A 19,428-nucleotide genomic window follows, 5' to 3' on the forward strand; every position below is an offset into this window, starting at 1 on the left:
TCAGCGGTAGCCGGTGACGTCGGCGGGCTTGCCCGCGTCGACCACCTCGGTGATGTACCGGATGGCCTCCGGCTGGCTGCCGTCGACGTCGGTGAAGCCGTACACCTTCGACAGCGTCCCCGCGTCGACTGACTGACCGTTCCACCGGGCCTTCTCCTCGTCGGCGGCGAGCGCGGCCACCGCGCGGCCGACGAAGGCCGGGGTCTCCGAGATGAGGAAGTGCGGGTCGGTGGCGGCGCCGTCGCGCCAGTTCTCCTCGGTGACGCCGAAGTGCTCCAGCATCGCCTCGGAGCGCAGCCAGCCGGGGGTGAGCGCGACAGCCGTGCCGCCGTGCGGCTTCAGCTCGTGCGCCTGGGTGAAGGCGAGCCGGTTGACCGAGACCTTGGCCAGGTCGTAGAAGACCGAGAGGCGGTAGTTCTCGTCGTTGTACGCCTTGGTGCCGTCGCCGATCTCCACGACCAGGCCACCGGGCTTGCGGATCAGCAGCGGCAGGGCGAAGTGGCTCGTGATGATGTGCGTGTCGACGGCCAGCCGCAGGGTGCGGAAACCCGCCTCCAGCGGCTGCTCCCAGACCGGCTTGTCCCAGGTCACCAGGGGGTCGCCGCCCCAGATGTCGTTGACCAGCACGTCGAGTCGACCCTGCTCGGCGTCGATCCGGGCGACCAGGTCGCGGACCTGGTCGGGCACCAGGTGGTCGACCCGCACGGCGATGCCGGTGCCACCGGCCGCGGTGACCAGCTCGGCGGTCTCCTCGATGGTCTCCGACCGGTCCATCTCCGAACGGCCGGCGCGGCTGCTGCGGCCGGTGGCGTACACGGTGGCGCCGGCGGCACCCAACTGGACCGCGATCTGTCGACCGGCGCCCCGCGTGGCACCGGCGACGAGCGCGATCTTTCCTGCGAGCGGTTGTGTCATGCCTCCGAGGCTGCCAGCGATACCTGACAGCCGTCGTCCGAATTTGTCAGTCCACCAGCCGGACGCGGACCCGACGGTTGGCCCGCCCCTTGCTCTCCACCTTGACCACCTGCACCTTGCCGATCTGGGCGGTGGACGCGACATGGGTGCCGCCGTCGGCCTGGACGTCCAGGCCGACGATGTCGACGATCCGGACCTCCTGCTCGTCCGGCGGAATGAGGTTGGACTGGGTACGGATGATGTCCGGAAGGGCCAACGCCTCGGTACGCGGCAGCACCCGCGTGGCGACCGAGCGGTCGGCCGCCACCTCGGCGTTGACCAGCTCCTCGATGCGGCTCTTGAAATCCGGGGGAACCTCGGGGAGGTTGAAGTCCATCCGGGCCTCGCCCGGTTCCATGTTGCCGCCGGTGACCAGCGCCCCGAAGTCGCGGAACACCACGCCGCAGAGCACGTGCAGCCCGGAGTGCGTACGCATCAGGCGGGTGCGGCGCTCGTCCTCCACCGCGCCGACGACCTCGGTGCCGACCGGCGGTAGCGGGTCACCCTCGGCGGGGATCAGGTACGGGTCGTCGCCCTTGCGGGTGCCGACGATCCGGGTCTGCACGCCCTGCCAGAGCAGTACGCCGTGATCCGGCGGTTGGCCGCCGCCGCCCGGGTAGAACGCCGAGCGGTCCAGGACGATGCCCTGCTCCGGGTCGGCGTGCAGGACCGTGCAGGTCCACTCCCGCAGGGTCGGGTCGGCGAGATCCAGCCGGTGCGTGCGGCCATGTTGTGTGACGCCCATGACAGGGCACGTTACTCGTTGAGGAAGCCGGAGATGCGCCCGCGCAGATCGGCGCGTTCCGACCAGAGAACGCCCGGCCTGTCGTACACGTGCAGGGTGGCCTGGGGCAGCGCGGCGGCGAGCTGCTCGGCGACCTCGACCGGATGCAGGTCGTCGCCGGCGCAGCCGATCACCAGGGCCGGCGCGGTGACCGCCGCCAGGGCGGTGGCGTCGCTCAGCGGCACCTGATCCGCCAGGGTGGCCAGACCGTCGGCCAGACCGTCGCGGAGCAGTTGGTCGAGCCGCTGCCGCAGGTACGCCCAGCCGGCCGGCGTGTTGCGGACCGCCACCGGTAGTTCCAGTGAGACGACGTCGGCGACGGCCGAGGCGTCACCGCTCTCGACGGCCTCCAGCAGGGCGCTGACACGTTCCCAGGCGACCGGCCCACGGGGCTGGTCGAGCACCGCCGGCAGGAAGAACACCAGTTTCTCGAAGCGCTCCGGGCTCTCGGCCAGCAGGGCGCAGAGCGCGCCCGCGCCGAGGCTCGCCCCGAACGCGCGGCTGGCGCCACCGAGATCGGCGATGGCCCGCAGGTCGCGGGCCAGGTCGAGGTAGGTCCACGGGCCGGGCGGCGCCTCGGAGCGGCCGTGCCCCCGGAACTGGAAGAACAGCCGACGACCGGCCACCCCGCTGCCGAACGGTCGCGTGGTGGCGATCCCGTTGCCCAGCCCGTGCGCGAAGACGGTGACCGGATCACCGACGCCGGTGACCAGGCGCTCCAGCTGCACGCCGTGCGGGGTGGCGACCAGTTCCGTCTCCGGCTCCGGCAGAGCGGGCCGGCCGGTACGCGGCCCGCCCGGGCCCGGCCCCCAGGTGCGGGGGCCGCTGTCCGGTGGAGGGGGCCAGCGGAAACCTCTCACCAGAACCCTTTGCCGTCGCTGAGGTCGCGGAGACCGACCCGCACGTCGAGCAGGTAGATGAGCGCGGCGGCGATGCCGATCAGTCCGAAGAGGCTGATCGGACCGCGACTGAGCAGGATCAGCACGAGGCAGACCGCCAGGATGGCGATCCAGCCGCCCTTGGGCAGCGTCCCGATGGCGGAGAATGCGTCGGAGCGCTGCGTGATGGCATGCACCAACGCGACACCCTGGATGATCAACGCGAAGACGAGCAGGATCAGCTCGATCACGTAACGGACTTCGAACGCGAAGATCGGCGCGGCGGTGGCCATGCCGGCAAGTTTATGTCGGCGACCCCGACTACGTCCGTCAAGGACGCCGTCGGGATCGCCGACCTGACGAACTACTCGGCCGCCGGGCGCGTCCGCTTGGTGGCCCGGGGCAGCTTGGCCGACGGGGTCTCGGCTGCCGGCTTGGCGGCCTTCGCCCGGGCGGCCTTCTTGACGGCTGCCGGCTTGGCCTCGGCGATCTCGGCCACCTCGGCCGGGCTCGGCACCTCGGCCGGGGCCGGCGTCGCCGCCGGAGCCGTCGGGGCGGTCGCAGCCGTCGGGGCCGTCGCCTCGGCCGCGGCCGGCGCGGCCTGGGTGGCCTCGATGTCGGCGTTGACCGTCTCGGCGGCCTCCAGCACGCCGGCGCCGACGACCCGCTCGCCACGGGCCACCAGCGCGCCGTACGCGGCGAACGCCCGCTCCTGCGCGGCCTGGGCACCGGCGATCACCACGGCGGCGTTGCGGGTCGCGGCGGCTCGCAACTTGTCGATGTCGGCGACCTCACGGAGCTTGGCCAGGTCGGCCGACTCGCGCAGCTTGGCGAGGTCCAGCTCGGCCTGCGCGCGACCGCGCAGGGTCTCGGCCGTCTCGTTGGCGGTACGCAGCGTCTCGGTGGCCTTCTGGCGCAGCTCGAAACCGGTCAGCACCGCCCGGCCGCCGAGGTCGGCGACGACCCGGGTGCCGTGGAGACCGACGGTCGCGGGCAGCTTGCGCAGCTGCTCGAGGGCCAGCTCGGCGGCACCGGCGGCGGCGTAGATCGGGGCGGGGATGCGGTTGGTCTTCGGCTCGGTCATGACGTCTCCTCCTCGGCCGCCTCGGCGGCCTTCCGGACCGCCGGTCCGGCGGCCTTCTCTTCGGGGGTGCTGCGCTTCTCGGGGGTGCTGGTGCTGCTGCCCGGGGCGGGTGCGGTGCCCGCCTCGGTGACGGCGACCGACTCGAGCACGGCCTCGGTCGGGGTGCCGCCCGCGGTGGTGGGGCCGGTGGCTGCCAGGTTGGCCACGTCGGCCGGCTCGTCGGCGACGTCGGTCGGGGTGGTCGCGGCGGCGGCCTGGGCCTCGGCCTGGGCCTCGGAGAGCCGGGCGTTCTCCCGGCGGAACGTCTCGTAGATCTGGCTGAGCGACTGCTTCTGGGCCATCGTGAGGTCGGTGTCCACCGCGATGGCGGCGAGCACACCGTGGCCCTCCTTGTCGTCGAGCAGCCCGGCCCGCAGGTACATCGCCGGGGTCGAGACCCGCAGCGCGCTGGCCAGTTGCTGGAGCACCTCGGCGCTGGGCTTGCGCAGCCCGCGCTCGATCTGACTGAGGTACGGGTTGCTGACCCCCGCCTGCTCGGCGAGCTGACGCAGCGAGATCTTGGCGTTGCGCCGCAGGTCGCGGATGAACCCGCCGACGTCGGGAAGGTCCTTGGGTGTGGCCATGACCCCGACGCTAGTGCCGCGTGCTAGCTCCTGCAAGCGAAATGCTTGCCAAAGTTAGCAAGGTCTCAGCACCACGTTTGCGCGCCGCTCGCCGGATCCGTACGGTCCGTTGGTGGACAAGATCACAGTCAACGGAGCACTTCTCGCGTACGACGAGGTCGGCACCGGTTCGCCAGTCGTACTGCTGCACGCCGGCATCGCCGACCGGCGGATGTGGCGGGGCGTCGTGCCCGCGCTCGCCGCCCGGCACCGGGTGATCGTCCCGGACCTGCGCGGGTACGGAGACTCGGAGCTTCCTCCGACGCCGTTCGCGCACCACGACGACGTGGCCGGCCTGCTGGACGCCCTCGACCTGCCCCGGGCCGCGCTGGTCGGCTGCTCCTTCGGTGGGTCGGTCGCCGTCGACACCGCGCTCGCGCATCCGGACCGGGTGAGCGCGCTGGCCCTCTTCGACACGGCGGTCTCCGGCAACGAGTGGTCCGAGGAGGCCAACGACCTCTGGGACGACCTGGTCGGCGAGGTCGACCCGGACGACTTCGTCGCCGGGGCGGCCGGCGAGGTGCGGTTCTGGGTGGTCGGGCCCGGCCGCCAGCCGGCCGACGTCGACCCCGGACTGCTGGCGTTCGCGCAGGAGATGGACCAGCGGGCCCTGGCCGCCGAGCTGGCGCTCGGTGCGGTCGAGGTGGGCGAGCTGACGCCTCCGGCTATCAATCGCCTCGGCGAGCTGCGGGTGCCCGTCCTGGTCACCGCCGGCGCCGCCGACGTGCCGGACATCAGCCGCCTCGCCGACCGGATCGCCGCCGAGGTCCCCGGCGCGGTACGGCTGCCGGACGTGCCGGACGCCGCACACCTGTTGCCGCTGGAACGTCCGGAGCCGGTCAGCACCGCCCTGCTCGCGTTCCTGACCTGAACACAAACCCCGACCGCGCCTGGCGCCACCCACCCCGTCGATCATGAAGTTATTGCCACCCACGTCGGCGTGTCATGGCGATAACTTCATGATCAACGGGGTGGGGGCGGGTTACCAGAGCGGGCGGACCGCGCCTACCGGGAGGCCGCCGCCGAAGAGCGGGACCTCGGCGTACTCGGTCAGCACCGGGGCGTCCACGCCGAGCCGGCGCAGCGCGGAGACCAGCACCGGCATCCGGGCCCGGTCGGCCCCATCGTCGATCTTCAGAGCCACCGCGCCGACGCCCGGCAGCCCCACCGCGAACACGCCCTCGGCGCCGACCTTGGCCAGCAGGCCCGGGACACCGCGCATCAGCCGGGTGTCGTCGGCCTGCGTGCCACCGACGATCTCCGGGTGCGCCCGCATCGCGTCGGCCACCGTGCGCGGCACCGAGCCCGGCTCGGCGTCGACCAGCCGGAGGAACGCCCCGGCCAGGCCGGTCAGCGACACCGCCAGCACCGGGGCACCACAACCGTCGACCCCCACCGCCGCCGCCTGCTCACCGGTGAACTCCTCGATGGAGGCCCGCAAACCCTGCTGCAACGGGTGCTCCGGCCGCCAGTAGCCGTCCTGCGGCCACCCGGCGGCCTCGCAGGTCAGCAGCATTCCACTGTGCTTGCCGGAGCAGTTCATCTGCACCCGGCTCGGCCCGCCCCCGGCCCGCAGCACCGCCTCGCGGGCCGCCGCACCCACCGGCAGGTCGGGCGGGCAGTGCAGCGCCGAAGCGTCCAACCCGGCCCGGTGAAGGAGCGCGCCGACCCGGGCCAGGTGGAAGTCCTCCCCCGCGTGGCTGGCCGAGACCAACGCCAAGTCGGCCGGATCGGTCAGCGGCAGGCCGGCGCGGAGCATCCCGATCGTCTGCATCGGCTTGCTGGCCGAGCGCGGAAAGATCGGCGCGGTCACGTCCCCGGCGGTCGCCAACGGCACCCCGGCGGCGTCCAGCACCACCACCGAGCCGCGGTGCGCGCCCTCCACGAACCCGGACCGGACCACCTCGGCGAGCGGCACGCCGCCCTCGTACGTCTTTCCCACGTGCTGGACGGTACCCAGGAGGCTGGACCGCCCGTCGGCGGGGTGACCAGGTCGTCCATCGCCCGGGTGACAGGGGCGCGGGAGGTTGCCGGCCTTACAGCCCGAGCAGCGCGCGGGCCTCGGTGGTGGTCAGCGGCGGACGCTGGGCGAGTTGCGCGAAGCCGACCGCGCGGGCGACCAACTGCATGTTGGACTCGACCGGCCGACCCTTGGCGTACGTCACCGTGTCCTCCATGCCGACCCGCAGGTGCCCGCCGGTCGACAGCGACGCCAGCAGCACCGGGAGCGTGCTCCGACCGATGCCGGTGGCCGAGAAGGTGGTGCCCGCCGGCAGGTCCGCCAGCATCCGGTGGGCGGCGACAAGCGTCTCGGTGGTGCCCGGCATGCCGCCCGGCACCCCCATCACGAAGTCGACGTGCACGTGCCCGCCCGCCGGCAGGCCGTACTTGCCGAGGAGCCGCTGCAACGCGGACAGGTGGCCGAGGTCGAAGATCTCGTACTCCGGCACGATGCCGCGCTCCTGCATCCGGGTGTGCAGGTCGACGATGAACTCCCAGCGGTTGAGGAAGACGTCGTCGCCGAAGTTGACGGTGCCCATGGTGCAGGAGGCCATGTCCGGACGCGCGTCGAGCACGGCGAGCCGGGACGCCTCCGGGTCGGTCACCGCGCCGCCGGAGGAAAGCTGCACGATCAGGTCGGTGCTCTCCCGCAGCGCCGCCACCGTCTCGGCCAGCCGGGCCGGGTCGAGGGTGGGCCGGGCCTCGTCGTCACGGATGTGGACGTGGATCACGGCGGCGCCGAGCGCCTCGCACTCCTTGGCGGTGAGCAGCAGCTCGTCCAGGGTCACCGGCAGCGCCGGCACCTCCGCCTTGGCCGACTCCGCGCCGGTCGGGGCCACCGTGATCAACGTCCCTGTCGTCATGCCGGCGATCCTAGACGCCCCGCTCAGGACGGGTCGATCGCCGCCGCGGTCTCGCCGATCATCAGCGGGGCGTCGTCCGGAACGTTCCGCTTCAGCACCGCGAGAGCGACCTGACCCAGTTCGTGGTGCAGCACGGCGGTCCCCACGAAGCCCACCGCCCGCCCGTCGAGGGTCACCGGCGTACCGGCTGTCGGCGGCTGGTCGGTGGTCACCCCGTCCAGGTGCAGCAGCACCAGGCGGCGCGGGGGCCGACCCATGTTGTGTACGCGGGCCACCGTCTCCTGGCCCCGGTAGCAGCCCTTGTCCAGGTGCACCGCCGGGCCGATGAGGTCCACCTCGGCCGGAATGGTCCGGTGGTCGGTGTCCACCCCGACCCGCGGCTGCCGGGCGGCGACCCGGATCGCCTCGTACGCCCAGAGGCCGGCGACCGGCACGCCCGCCCCACGCAGCTCGGCGACCACCTGCTCCATCGCCGAACGGGGAACCAGCAGGTCCACCCCGAGGACGCCACGTCGCGCCCAGCCGCCCATCGGCAGCGGTCGGACGTCGTACCGGATGCCCGCTCGGGGCGGCACGGCCCCGGCGGCGAACTTCGGACCCGGCACCGGCACCAGGTCCGGCGCGGCCAGCCCGGTCACGCCGAGCGTGCCCAGGGCCTCCGACGCCGCCGGCCCGACCAGCGACAGCAGTGCCCGCTCGGCGGTGGCGTCGCGGGGGTCGACCTTGCTGAAGAACCGCATCTTCTCCAGGTACGCGAGCAGGCCCTCGGTCGCCCCCGGCTCGGTGTCCAGCCAGGTGGTCTCGCCGTCCTCGGCGACCAGGGCGTGCTGCTCGACGTGCCCGTGCGGGGAGAGCACCAGCAGCTCCGTGCCCTCGCCGGCGGCCAGCGTGCTCAGGTGCTGCGAGGTGATCGTGTGCAGCCAGCCGGCCCGCTCCTCGCCGGGCACCGCGATGATCCCCCGGTGCGACCTGTCGACCAGGCCGACAGCGGTGTCCAGGACGCGCTGCTCGCGCAGCGGGTCGCCGTAGTGCGCGGCCACCCCCCGCACCCCGGCCGCGACGTGCGCCGGGTCCGGCTGGTCACGGCTGGCCTCGTCGATGCTCTCGACGGCCACCGCGCCCGCGATGTCGATCATGTTTGATCCCCGTTCTCGCAGCGGTCGCAGACGCCGAAGAGTGACACGTGCCCGATGTCCACCCGGAAACCCCGCTGCTCGGCCAACTGCTCGGCCAGCGGTCGGAGCAGCTCCGGATCGATCTCGTCGATCGCGCCGCACTCCCGGCAGACGAGGTGGACGTGTTGGTGCTCACCCGCCGCGTGGTAGGTCGGCGAACCGTGCGAGAGGTGGGTGTGGGTCACCAGGCCGAGCCGTTCCAGCAGCTCCAGCGTGCGGTAGATGGTGGTGATGTTGACGCCGGCGGCGACCTCCCGGACCGCGGTGTGCACCTGCTCCGGTGTGGCGTGGCCCAGATCGAGCACCGCCTGGAGGACGAGCTGCCGCTGGGCCGTCAGCCGCAGCCCACGGGCCCGGAGCATTTCCGCGAGGGAGGATTCGGACACCATCCGATCATAGTTCGGCGATCGCGCCGACCTCCTGCGCGCGCCCGACCGCCGCTACGCTCGGCGGTCATGGTGACGTCGTCCTCGGGCAGTGTCCCGGCCAGGCCGAGCGCGCGGATCGCGGTGCTGGGGCGCGGCCTGATCCCGACGGACGAACCCCTGCTGCGCGGCGACGACCTGGGCGTCCTGCACGGCGACGGGCTCTTCGAGTCGATGCACCTGCGCCAGGGGCGGCCGTGGCTGCGCGACGAGCACCTGGCCCGGATGGCCAGGGCGGCGGCGGCCGTCGACCTGGACCTGCCCCCCACCGACGCACTTACCGATCTGCTCGACTCGGTGCTCGCGGGCTGGCCGGCGCAGGTGGAGGGCGCGCTGCGGCTGGTCTGCACCCGCGGCTCGGAGGCCGGTGGCCCGCCGACCGTCTACGCCACGCTGACCGCGGTGCCGGCGTCGTCGCTGGCGGCCCGACGGAACGGGATCGCCGTGGCCCTCCTGCCGCTGGGGGTGCCCGCCGCCGCGCGTACCGGCCTGGACTGGCTGCCGGCCGGGATCAAATCCACGTCGTACGCGGTCAACAGCGCCGCCCGCCGCTGGGCGCGCGCCAACGGGGTGGACGACGTGCTCTGGGTCTCGTCCGACGGGTACGCCCTGGAGGGGCCCATCGCCAACGTGGTGTGGCTCACCGGGGACACGATCTGCACGGTGCCCGCCGCCACCACCGGCATCCTGCCCGGCACGACCGTCGCCTGGCTGCTCGCCCACGCCCACGAGCTGGGCCTCGACGGCGCCGAACGGATGGTGACCCCGGCCGAGCTGCACGCCGCCGACGGCGTCTGGTTCAGCTCCTCGGTACGCGGACTCGCCGAGGTCCGGATGCTGGACGGGGTACGCCGGGACCGCTGCCCGCGTACCCCCGCCCTGCACGAACTGCTGGGTTTCCCCGTCGGCTGAGGCGTCAGCCGCCCACCCGGACGAGCCGGGCCGAGAGGTGCGGGCTGAGGGGGTGACCCATCGCCGCCATCTCCTGCGCGTAGAGCAGCGCGCCCTCGACGATGCCGAAGAGGCGGTGCCCGCCGGTGACCTCCTTGGCGGTCGCCGTCCGCACCACCGCGTCGGTGGCGAACTCGACCTGGGTGCCGGTGCGCTTGCCGAGGTGCAGCTCCATCACCCCGGTCGGCGTGCTCAGCAGCGCCTCCAGCTCGTCGGTGGCCCGGCCGTCCACCATGACCGGCCGCCACCAGCCGACCTCACGCCCGGCGGGGCGGACGGGCCGGCTCTGCTCGTCGAGGATCCAGGCGCGCGACTCGTAGTGCAGGAACGGCCGGCCGTCGTGGCTGATCCGGATCTCCTGCGCGTAGTCGAAGTCCTCGATCGTGGGGAAGCCACCCTTGCCCCGGCCACGCCACAGACCGATGTACGGCAACAGGCCGTCCAGCGCCGGGTGCAGCTTCGGGCCGACCCGCAGGTCGTGACTCTCCTCGAACGGGTACTCCTCGACCGGCGGCGCGTTCAGCCACGGCGGCTGCAGCGGGTTCTCGTCGCTCACCGTTCCACCTTCGTTCGCGACTGCGGGGCTCGCAGACCCGGCTCACTCCTCGCGCTCACCAACGTCCCCTCGAAATCTTCACTGCCAGGTAGACCAGGCCGCCAGCGAGCCCGCCCAGGCCGGCGACCAGCAGGCTGACGAACCCGATCTCGGTAACCATCGTGACCATCCTATGCTGGGCCCCATGGCCCGCTCTCTCGTCGTCAAGGTCACCGCTGGGATGGACGCCCCGGAGCGGTGCGCGCAGGCGTTCACTGTCGCCGCCACGGCTGTCGCGGCCGGCGTGGACGTGTCGCTCTGGCTGACCGGGGAGTCGACCTGGTTCGCGCTGCCCGGCCGCGCCCAGGAGTTCGAGCTGCCGCACTCCGCGCCGCTGGCCGAGCTGCTGCACGTCATCCTGACCAGTGGTCGGGTGACCGCCTGCACGCAGTGCGCGGCCCGGCGGGAGATCGGCCCGGACGACGTACTGCCCGGTGTGCGGATCGCGGGCGCCGCGGTCTTCGTCGAGGAGGCGTTGGCCGAGGGCGCGCAGGCGCTCGTCTACTGACCACCGGCACGCCCCGGGGCGACGGCATGGGCGGACTCCGGATACCGACCCGACATCTCGGACAGCTGCCTACGATTCGACTGTGACCGAGGCGACGGAGAGGTTCTTCGAATCGCTGCCGACGCGTGCGCCCACGATCCTGGGCGGCCTGGCCACGGGGACCCTGCAGATCGATCTCGGCATCGACCACCAGACCGAACACTGGCTGGTCCGGATGCGGCCGGGAGCGGTCCAGGCCAGCCGTGAGCGGGGCCCGGCCGACGCCATCTGGTACAGCAGCGCGGCCCTGTTCGACAGGCTGATCACCGGCGAGGCACAGGGACTCGCCGCGGTCCTGCGCAACGAGAGCACCTTCAGCGGTGACGTGGTGCTCTTCCTGGCCTTCCGCCGCTTCTTCCCGAACCCGCCGGGCACCCGTGACCCGCGCGAGGTGGCCCGACAGGCAGCCGGACGGCGGTCGTGAAGGATCTCGTCAGCATCCTGGACGGCAACACCTTCCTCGTCACCGACCACCGCGGAGACATCGAACCGTCCTTCGACTTCCCGACCGGGCTGTTCTCCTTCGACACGCGATTCCTGTCGAGCTGGGTGCTCACCCTCGACGGCGAGCGGCTGCACGCCCTCTCCGTGGACGACAGCGAGTCGTACCGGACCACGTTCTTTCTCGCGCCCGGCGAACCCACCCACTACCTCGACGCCAAGGTGTCGATGATCCGTCGGCGGGAGATCGGAGGTGGCTTCGAGGAGGAGCTGACCGTCCTCAACTACTCCGGCGCGGAGGCCGAGTTCACCGTCCGGGTCGAGATGGGCAGCGACTTCGCCGACCTGTTCGAGATCAAGCACGCCCAGCAGAAGGTCGGCCGGACGACCATCGGGGTGACCAACGACGAGCTGCGGTTGACGTACCGGCGGGAGGCCTTCCACCGCGAGACAGTGGTCCGCTCGACGGTGCCGGCGCAGGTCGACGCCGCCGGGATGACCTTCCGGGTCCGGATCGGGCGCAACAGCGAGTGGACGACCCGGCTGCACGTCTCCACTGTCGTCTACGGGGCGCGGGAGGAGGACATCCGGGCCACCCTGCCGTTCGCGGGCAACCGCGGCGCGGATGCCATCCGCGCCGAGCAGCAGGAGCTGATCGACCGTGCGCCCACGCTCGGCTGTGACTGCCAGCCGCTGGCCGGGGCGTACCGACGGAGCCTCAACGACCTGGCAGCGCTGCGCTACGAGTCGATCGCCCTGGGCGCACGGCTGATCGCCGCCGGGCTGCCGTGGTTCATGACCCTGTTCGGTAGGGACAGCATCATCACCTCGTTGCAGGTGCTGCCGTTCCTGCCGGAGCTGGTCCCGGCGACCATCCTCATGCTCGCCGGTCTCCAGGGGCACCGGGTGGACGACTTCCGCGACGAGGAGCCCGGCAAGATCCTGCACGAGCTGCGGTACGGCGAGACCGCCGGTTTCGAGGAGCAGCCGCACTCGCCGTACTACGGGTCGGCCGACTCGACGCCGCTGTTCGTCATCCTGATCGACGAGTACGAGCGCTGGACCGGCGACACCGCGCTGGTCAAGCGGCTGGAGCCACACGTCCGGGCGGCCCTTGAGTGGATCGACACGTACGGCGACCTGCTCGGCACCGGCTACCTCTGGTACCGCACCCGCAACCCCGAGACCGGGCTGCAGAACCAGTGCTGGAAGGACTCCTGGGACGCCATCTCGTACGCCGACGGCCGGCTGCCCGGCTTCCCCCGGGCCACCTGCGAGCTGCAGGGCTACGCGTACGACGCGAAGATCCGGGCCGCGCGGCTGGCCCGGAAGATCTGGAACGACCCGGCGTACGCCGACCGGCTGGAGCGGGAGGCGGCGGCGCTCAAGCAGCGGTTCAACCACGACTTCTGGATCGCCGACCGGGAGTACTACGCGCTCGCCCTGGACGCCGACGGCCGGCAGGTGGACGCGCTCACGTCGAACATCGGGCACCTGTTGTGGAGCGGGATCGTGGACGAGCCCCGAGCCGGCAAGGTGGTCGGCCACCTGCTCGGGCCTCGGCTCTTCTCCGGCTGGGGCGTGCGGACCCTGGCCGAGGGCGAGGGCCGGTACAACCCGATCGGCTACCACGTGGGCACCGTGTGGCCGTTCGACAACTCGATCATCGCCTGGGGCCTGGGCCGGTACGGCTACCGGGAGGAGGCCGGGCTGATCTGCGACGCGATGCTCGCGGCGTCCCGCTACTTCGACGGGCGGCTGCCGGAGGCGTTCGCCGGCTACGCCCGTAGCCGCACCGGCTACCCGGTGGAGTACCCGACCGCGTGCAGCCCGCAGGCCTGGTCGAGCGGCACGCCGCTGCTGTTGCTGCGGGTCATGCTGGGGCTGGAACCGCAGGGCGAACACCTGATCATCGATCCGGCCGTGCCACCGGGCATGGGCCGGGTGGAGCTGCTGGACATTCCCGGCCGCTGGGGCCGCGTGGACGCGTTGGGTCGCAGCCGAGGCCCGCAGGACCAGCAGACGGGCCGCTGATCCGGGCCCGACGTCCGGCTCAGGCGGGGCAGCCGACGGTGGCGGCGACCCGTGCGGTGTCCGGGCCGAGTTCGGCAAGCACTGTGACGTCGCCGGCGCGGTACGCGTACACCGGGGGGTTGTCCAGCAGTGGGGCGTCCCCGGCCAGCGGGGCGAGCGCGCCGGCGGTGGCCGGGCCCGGCCCGGCGGCGGACCGTGCGGTACGGGCCACGGCGCCGTCCGGGCACGGCGCGGTGACCAGGTCCGGCGCGGCGTCGCCCGGCCGGTCGAGCGCGGTCAGGGCGGCCGTCAGGGCAACGGCCTCCGGGCCGGCGCCGGTGGCCGGCTTCGGGTCGTAGCCGGCGCCCAGCGGCCGGCAGCCGGTGTCGACTGTCAACCGGAGCCGGCCATCCCCGGTCGGTCGTCCCTCGACGGCGACGAATTCGCCCGCGTCGGCGTGGAGTTCCGGCCCGTCAAGGCCGGGGCCGACGCCGGCCCGCCAGGTGGACGGCAGCCGGTCGGCGATGCCGGCCAGCACGGTGCGCTCGGTGCCGGCGGGCGCGAGCACGCCGACCTCGCGCCGCAGCGCGGCGCCGTCGGAGAACGGGGTGACGCGGCAGCCGGCGTCGACCCGCACCGGGCCCAGCTCCAGCAGCCCGGCCGTGCCGGCGGCCCGGGCCAGCTCACCGACGGCCCGGTCGACCACCGGGGCGGCCTTGTCGAGGGACCGCTGCTCGCGCACCGTCGGCGGGTCGTCGCGGACCGACATCCAGGCCAGGCCGGCCAGCAGCACGGCCCACAACACTGTCGCGACCAGCAGCCAGCGCCGCCCACGCCGGGTCGGTGCCGGCGCGGGGGGATCGCTCGACGGGGCCCAACCCGTCTGGACAGCACCGCTCACCCGGCCATGGTGTCACGGGCGGTCCTCCGCACCGGAGGCAGCGGTCGGCGGTCGGGGTGACGGCGGAAGATCAGGCCGGCCGGGGCGGCGGGTCGAGCCGGTAGCCGACCCCGCGCACGGTGTGCACCCGCGGCCCACCCGGCAACCCGTGCAGCTTGCGCCGGAGCCGCTTGATCGCGGAGTGCAGGATCGCCGTGTCGCCGAGGTACGTGCCGGCCCAGACCGCGGCGAAGAGCTGCTCGTGGCTCCACACCACGAGCGGTGGACCGACGAGCCGGGCGAGCAGCTCCCGTTCGGTACGGGTGAGCGGGAGTGGATCGCCACGCCAGGTGACCACGTGCCCGGCCCGGTCGACGACCAGCTCACCCCAGCTGATGCGCCCCTGCGGCGACGGCATGGTGCTCGGTCCGACGGCCGGTGCCGCGCCTGCCGACGGTGGCAACAGCATCGCCCGCAGCTGGGCCAGGTCCGCGCAAGTCACTATCGGACCGTCGAGCTGCCGCAGCACCCGCTCGCGCACCGAGGCGTCCGCACTGACGCAGACGACGATCGGGACCTCCGCACCGGGCCCGCCGACTCCGCCCGCACCACCCGCTACCACCACCCGAAGATAGTGACGGATGCCGATGCATTTCGGGGCCCCGTCGCAACGGTCGGAATGACGCCACGTCACTGACCAGGCACTGACCGGCGTTGTTCACTGTGCACGGCGGTGCGCGCCCGTCCCGAACCCGTCGGGACCCAACGTGGGGAGGAACAGTGCTCCGACCATCAACCCTGAGGTCCGCTCTCTGGCGGACGGCCGTCGCGTGCTGCGCGGCCCTGCTGGCCCTCACCGCCCAGCCCGCGGTGGCCGCCCGACCCGCGCCCCGGCCGACACCGGCCCGCGTGGACCAGCGCCTGCTCGGCCAGCTCGGCACGTCGGGCAGCGCGAGCTTCCTGGTCTACCTGCGGGACACCGCGCCGCTGAGCCGGACGGCGAAGCTGCGCGACCCGGACGATCGGGCGCGCGAGGTGCGCCGGCTGCTCACGACGACCGCCAGGCGCACCCAGAAGGGCCTGCGCTCGCTGCTCACCACCCACAAGGCGCCGTACACCACGTACTGGATCGCCAACGCCGTGCGCGTGACAGGTGACCGGGCGCTGCTCGACCAGATCGCCAAGCGACCCGAGGTGGCCCGGATCGAGCCCAGCCGCAGCTATCCCCTGCTCCGGCCGAAACCGGTCACCGGCGGCCGCGTCACCGCCAACGGCGCCGAGTGGGGACTCACCAACATCAACGCCCCGCAGGTGTGGAGCGAGTTCGCCGACCGTGGCGAGGGCATGGTGGTCGCCAACATCGACAGCGGCGTCCAGTACGACCACCCGGCGCTGGTGGGGGCGTACCGCGGCAACCTCGGCGGTGGCGCGTTCGACCACAACCACAACTGGTACGACCCGGCGGGCGTGTGCCCGAGCGCCGCGCCCTGCGACAACAACGGCCACGGCACGCACACCATGGGCACGATGGTCGGCGACGACCGCGCCGGCAACCAGATCGGCGTCGCACCCGGCGCGAAGTGGATCACCGCGAAGGGCTGCGAGACCGACTCCTGCACCGACTCATCGTTGCTCGCGGCCGGCCAGTGGGTGCTGGCACCGACCGACCTGAACGGCCAGAACCCCCGCCCCGACCTGCGCCCCGACGTGGTCAACAACTCCTGGGGCGGCGCCGGCGGCGACCCGTGGTTCCAGCAGACCATCGCGGCCTGGCGGGCGGCCGGCATCTTCGGCGTCTTCGCGGCGGGCAACGACGGCCCGGCCTGCGGCAGCGCCGGCTCACCCGGAGACAACGCCAACGCGTACGCGGTCGGCTCGTACGACGTGCACGACGCGATCTCCGACTTCTCCGGGCGGGGTGGCGGCACCGACACGTTGTCGTACAAGCCGAACGTCGCCGCACCGGGCAGCAACGTGCGCTCCAGCGTTCCGGGCGACTCCTACGCCGCCTTCGACGGCACCTCGATGGCCGCGCCGCACGTCTCCGGCACCGTCGCGCTGCTCTGGTCGGCGGCGCCGAGCCTGAAGGGTGACGTCACCGCCACCGAGGAGCTGCTGGACCGGACCGCCCGCGACGTCGACGCCACCGCCTGCGGAGGCACCGCCGCCGACAACAACGTCTTCGGCGAGGGCCGGCTGGACGCGTACGCGGCGGTGCGGGACGCCCCGCGCGGCGCCGTCGGGCGGATCACCGGCACGGTCACCGCCGCCGCTGACGGCGAGCCGATCGCCGGCGCGACAGTCGGCGACGGCACCCGCAGCGCCACCACCGGCGCGGACGGCCGGTACGCGCTCACTGTGCCGGCCGGCGCGGCCACTGTCACCGTCAGCGCCTACGGGTACGCCGCGCGGACGGCCACCGTCACCGTCACCGAGGGCGGCACGGTCACCGAGGACTTCGCCCTGACGGCGAACCCGTCGGTCACCGTGAGCGGCCGGGTCACCGACGGCTCCGGGCACGGCTGGCCGCTCTACGCCCGGATCGAGGTCACCGGCCGTCCCGGCGGACCGGTGTTCACCGACCCGGCCACCGGGCGGTACTCGTTCACCGTGCCGGGCAACACCACGTACCGGCTCACCGTCACCGCCCGCTACCCCGGCTACCGCACGGTCACCCGGGACGTGGCCACCGGCGACGGGCCGGTTCCGGCCGACATCGCCGTACCCGTCGAGAGCGCCTGCACGGCGGCCGGTTACACCGGCAGCTTCGGCACGCCGCTCCTGGCCGAAAGCTTCGACGGCGCCGCCGCGCCGGACGGCTGGGCGGTCCGCGACCGCACCGGGGACGGCGGCTGGACCTTCGACGACGCCGGTGAGCGGGGCAACCTCACCGGCGGCAGCGGCGCCTTCGCCATCGCCGACAGCGACCGTCTCGGCTCCGGTAGGACCCAGGACACCGACCTGGTGACCCCGACCGTCGACCTGCGCTCCACGCCCGCGCCGGTGCTGCGGTTCCACAGCGACTGGCGGGCGGTCGGCGTGACCGATGCCGCCGACGTGGACGTCTCCACCGACGGCGGCACCACCTGGACCACGGTCTGGCACCAGACCAGCAGCCGACGTGGACCGCTGCTCGAGGAGGTGCCCCTGGATCCGGCTGCCGGGGCGTCCGCCGTGCAGGTCCGGTTCCGCTTCCACGGCACCTTCGCGTGGTGGTGGCAGGTGGACGACGTGCAGCTGGTCAACCGCGACTGCGTGCCGGCAGCCGGCGGTCTGGTGCTCGGCCTGACCACCGACCGCAACACCGGCACCCCGCTCAACGGGGTCACGGTGGTGAGCGCCGACCGACCGGCGGACCGTGGCACGTCGGCGTCGACACCTGACGACCCGGCCCTGCCGGACGGCTTCTACCGGCTCTTCTCCGGGCTGACCGGGGCGCACCGGTTCACGGCCAGCCGTGCGCCGTACCAGGCGGCCACGCAGACGGCGACGGTGACTGCCGACGAGGTCCGACGGCTGGACGTCGCGCTGGCCGCCGGCAGACTCACCGTCACCCCCACGAACGTCCAGTCGTACCAGTCGTACGGCAGCACCCGGACCACGAAGCTGACGGTCCGCAACACCGGAAGCGCGCCGGCCGCCGTCAACCTGGTGGAGCGCGGCGGGCGGTTCGATCTGCTGTCCAGGGCCGGTGCGCCGCTGCGGGAGCAGCGGATGAAGGGGATCAGCAAGGCCCGCACGGGTACCGCGTACGGCGGGGCGCAGACCGGAACGGAGGCCGTGCCACGGGCGCAGGACGGGTGGACCGGTATCGCCGACCTGCTCGCCGGCGTCTACGACAACGCGGCGGCCACCCTCGACGGGAAGGTCTACTCCGTCGGCGGTGGCGGCGGCAGCGGCCTGGAAGGCAAGGCGTGGCGCTACGACCCCGACACGGACGCCTGGGCCGCGCTGCCCGACCTGCCGACCGCGCGGGCCAAGCCGGTCGCGGCGGCCGTCGGCGGCAAGGTGTACGTCCTCGGTGGCTGGGGAGTCGACGACAACACGGTCGCCTCGGTGGACGTGTTCGACCCTGCCACGGAACGGTGGAGCACGGTGGCCGGAGCGACCAACCCGTTCCCGGCGGCGGCTGCCGGCGGCGCGGTGACCGGTGGGAAGGTCTACCTGGTCGGGGGCTGCCTGGACAACGACTGCACCGACTCGGACCGGCTCGTCGTCTTCGACCCGGCGACCGGCGCGTTGCACACCGGCGCGTCCTACCCGCATCGGGTCTCCTGGCTCTCCTGCGGCGGGATCGGCAGCGCGATCTACTGTGCCGGCGGCACCGGCGGCACCGAGTACACCGACGCCTACCGCTACGACCCGGCGGCGGACGCGTGGCGCCCACTGCCGAACCTGCCGCTGGACCTCTGGGGTTCCCAGTACACGGCGGCCGGGGACCTCCTGGTCCTGGCCGGCGGGGTCACGGCCGCGTCGACAACGGTGACCAACCGGACCATCGCGTACGACCCGGTGGCCGGAGGTTGGCGCGACCTGCCAAACGTCCAGTTCGGCAGGTACCGGGGCGCCGCCGCCTGCGGCGCGTACAAGATCGGTGGTTCGCCGTCGTCCTTCGTGGGCTCCGCCGAGAGTGAGCGGCTGAGCGGCCTGGAGCTGTGCGACGGGGAGGCGGACCTTCCCTGGCTCGCCACGACACCGGGCACCTTCACGCTGGCCGCGGGCGCCTCCCGAACGGTCACCGTCACCATGAGCGCCACTGTCGCGGCCGGCGTGGACCAGCCGGGCACCTACTCCGGCGAGCTGGGCGTCGCATCCGACACGCCGTACCGCGTCTCAGCGGTGCCGGTGCGGATGAACGTGTCGCCGCCGGCCAGCTGGGGCAGGATCCAGGGCACCGTCACCGGGGTCACCTGCGCCGGGGTCACCGTCGGGGTCGCGGCGACGGTCCGGGTGAACCGGGTGGGGACGACTACCGGCTACACCCTGACCGCGGACGCCCAGGGCCGGTACGTGTGGTGGCTGCCGAAGGGCCGCTACGACGTGATCGTCGCCAAGGACGCCTGGGTGCCGCAGACACAGCGCACGCGGATCGAGGCGGGCATCGTCGACACACTCGACTTCACCCTCGATCCGGTCTCGTCCTGCACGAGAGCCACCGGCATCTGACCCGACACG

20 protein-coding genes are annotated in these 19,428 nt (G+C 73.1%); 6 read left to right on the forward strand and 14 right to left on the reverse strand.

Annotated elements, in window-relative coordinates; all coding sequences use genetic code 11:
- The 6 genes from AB0B97_RS18135 to AB0B97_RS18160 form a co-directional block, all read right to left on the reverse strand.
- Nucleotides 1-915: an SDR family oxidoreductase gene (locus AB0B97_RS18135; RefSeq protein ID WP_357494760.1), complete on the reverse strand. Its 915-nt coding sequence runs from the start codon at nucleotides 913-915 to the stop codon at nucleotides 1-3.
- Between the two features lie 46 nt (nucleotides 916-961).
- Nucleotides 962-1,699, reverse strand: coding sequence for an alanyl-tRNA editing protein (locus tag AB0B97_RS18140; RefSeq protein ID WP_007465709.1), 738 nt, complete (start codon nucleotides 1,697-1,699; stop codon nucleotides 962-964).
- 11 nt (nucleotides 1,700-1,710) lie between these two features.
- Entirely contained in the window at nucleotides 1,711-2,598 is an 888-nt protein-coding gene (locus AB0B97_RS18145) for an alpha/beta hydrolase (RefSeq protein WP_234582318.1), read from the reverse strand.
- Nucleotides 2,595-2,909, reverse strand: a complete 315-nt coding sequence (locus tag AB0B97_RS18150; protein ID WP_234582317.1) for a DUF2516 family protein — start codon at nucleotides 2,907-2,909, stop codon at nucleotides 2,595-2,597. Before AB0B97_RS18150 ends, AB0B97_RS18145 begins: the two co-directional genes overlap by 4 nt.
- A 71-nt stretch (nucleotides 2,910-2,980) precedes the next feature.
- Complete coding sequence (locus AB0B97_RS18155; protein WP_357494763.1) at nucleotides 2,981-3,700, reverse strand: hypothetical protein; 720 nt, start codon at nucleotides 3,698-3,700, stop codon at nucleotides 2,981-2,983.
- Nucleotides 3,697-4,323 carry a helix-turn-helix transcriptional regulator gene (locus AB0B97_RS18160; protein WP_234582315.1) on the reverse strand — a complete coding sequence of 209 codons (627 nt, stop codon included), beginning with the start codon at nucleotides 4,321-4,323 and terminating at the stop codon, nucleotides 3,697-3,699. The genes AB0B97_RS18155 and AB0B97_RS18160 overlap by 4 nt, the downstream gene beginning before the upstream one ends.
- A 112-nt stretch (nucleotides 4,324-4,435) precedes the next feature.
- Here AB0B97_RS18160 and AB0B97_RS18165 point away from each other — a divergent pair, with 112 nt between their 5' ends.
- Nucleotides 4,436-5,233 carry an alpha/beta hydrolase gene (locus AB0B97_RS18165; RefSeq protein WP_357494765.1) on the forward strand — a complete coding sequence of 266 codons (798 nt, stop codon included), beginning with the start codon at nucleotides 4,436-4,438 and terminating at the stop codon, nucleotides 5,231-5,233.
- Between the two features lie 111 nt (nucleotides 5,234-5,344).
- Here the strand turns inward: AB0B97_RS18165 and AB0B97_RS18170 are convergent, their stop codons facing one another.
- From AB0B97_RS18170 to AB0B97_RS18185, 4 genes are all read right to left on the reverse strand, one after another.
- Entirely contained in the window at nucleotides 5,345-6,304 is a 960-nt protein-coding gene (locus AB0B97_RS18170) for an asparaginase (protein ID WP_357494767.1), read from the reverse strand.
- Nucleotides 6,305-6,398: 94 nt separating this feature from the next.
- Entirely contained in the window at nucleotides 6,399-7,226 is an 828-nt protein-coding gene (locus tag AB0B97_RS18175) for a 3-keto-5-aminohexanoate cleavage protein (RefSeq protein ID WP_357494769.1), read from the reverse strand.
- Nucleotides 7,227-7,249: 23 nt separating this feature from the next.
- Nucleotides 7,250-8,362, reverse strand: a complete 1,113-nt coding sequence (locus tag AB0B97_RS18180) for a folate-binding protein (protein ID WP_357494771.1) — start codon at nucleotides 8,360-8,362, stop codon at nucleotides 7,250-7,252.
- Nucleotides 8,359-8,790: a Fur family transcriptional regulator gene (locus AB0B97_RS18185; protein WP_357494773.1), complete on the reverse strand. Its 432-nt coding sequence runs from the start codon at nucleotides 8,788-8,790 to the stop codon at nucleotides 8,359-8,361. Before AB0B97_RS18185 ends, AB0B97_RS18180 begins: the two co-directional genes overlap by 4 nt.
- A gap of 66 nt (nucleotides 8,791-8,856) precedes the next feature.
- Here AB0B97_RS18185 and AB0B97_RS18190 point away from each other — a divergent pair, with 66 nt between their 5' ends.
- A complete protein-coding gene (locus AB0B97_RS18190) occupies nucleotides 8,857-9,738 on the forward strand; it encodes an aminotransferase class IV (RefSeq protein WP_357494775.1) in 882 nt (293 codons plus the stop codon).
- Between the two features lie 4 nt (nucleotides 9,739-9,742).
- Here AB0B97_RS18190 and AB0B97_RS18195 read toward each other — a convergent pair whose 3' ends face one another.
- Both AB0B97_RS18195 and mtfM read right to left on the reverse strand, forming a co-directional pair.
- A complete protein-coding gene (locus tag AB0B97_RS18195) occupies nucleotides 9,743-10,333 on the reverse strand; it encodes an FABP family protein (RefSeq protein WP_357494777.1) in 591 nt (196 codons plus the stop codon).
- A 55-nt stretch (nucleotides 10,334-10,388) separates the two neighbouring features.
- Nucleotides 10,389-10,493, reverse strand: a complete 105-nt coding sequence (gene mtfM / locus AB0B97_RS18200) for a small membrane protein MtfM (RefSeq protein WP_305076120.1) — start codon at nucleotides 10,491-10,493, stop codon at nucleotides 10,389-10,391.
- Between the two features lie 12 nt (nucleotides 10,494-10,505).
- Here mtfM and AB0B97_RS18205 point away from each other — a divergent pair, with 12 nt between their 5' ends.
- From AB0B97_RS18205 to AB0B97_RS18215, 3 genes are all read left to right on the forward strand, one after another.
- A complete protein-coding gene (locus tag AB0B97_RS18205; protein WP_357494779.1) occupies nucleotides 10,506-10,880 on the forward strand; it encodes a DsrE family protein in 375 nt (124 codons plus the stop codon).
- An 82-nt stretch (nucleotides 10,881-10,962) separates the two neighbouring features.
- Complete coding sequence (locus AB0B97_RS18210) at nucleotides 10,963-11,343, forward strand: SCP2 sterol-binding domain-containing protein (RefSeq protein ID WP_357494781.1); 381 nt, start codon at nucleotides 10,963-10,965, stop codon at nucleotides 11,341-11,343.
- On the forward strand, nucleotides 11,340-13,394 hold the full coding sequence (locus AB0B97_RS18215; protein ID WP_357494783.1) for a glycogen debranching N-terminal domain-containing protein: 2,055 nt from the start codon (nucleotides 11,340-11,342) through the stop codon (nucleotides 13,392-13,394). The genes AB0B97_RS18210 and AB0B97_RS18215 overlap by 4 nt, the downstream gene beginning before the upstream one ends.
- Nucleotides 13,395-13,413: 19 nt before the next feature.
- Here AB0B97_RS18215 and AB0B97_RS18220 read toward each other — a convergent pair whose 3' ends face one another.
- Both AB0B97_RS18220 and AB0B97_RS18225 read right to left on the reverse strand, forming a co-directional pair.
- Nucleotides 13,414-14,178 carry a hypothetical protein gene (locus tag AB0B97_RS18220; protein WP_357494975.1) on the reverse strand — a complete coding sequence of 255 codons (765 nt, stop codon included), beginning with the start codon at nucleotides 14,176-14,178 and terminating at the stop codon, nucleotides 13,414-13,416.
- A 166-nt stretch (nucleotides 14,179-14,344) separates the two neighbouring features.
- Nucleotides 14,345-14,824: a winged helix-turn-helix domain-containing protein gene (locus AB0B97_RS18225; RefSeq protein WP_357494977.1), complete on the reverse strand. Its 480-nt coding sequence runs from the start codon at nucleotides 14,822-14,824 to the stop codon at nucleotides 14,345-14,347.
- A 209-nt stretch (nucleotides 14,825-15,033) separates the two neighbouring features.
- On the opposite strand from AB0B97_RS18225, the gene AB0B97_RS18230 reads away from it, so the two are divergent.
- Nucleotides 15,034-19,419 carry a S8 family serine peptidase gene (locus AB0B97_RS18230; protein ID WP_357494785.1) on the forward strand — a complete coding sequence of 1,462 codons (4,386 nt, stop codon included), beginning with the start codon at nucleotides 15,034-15,036 and terminating at the stop codon, nucleotides 19,417-19,419.
- Nucleotides 19,420-19,428 lie beyond the last annotated feature (9 nt).

This window comes from Micromonospora sp. NPDC049004 (assembly GCF_040649315.1).
Lineage (GTDB): Bacteria > Actinomycetota > Actinomycetes > Mycobacteriales > Micromonosporaceae > Micromonospora.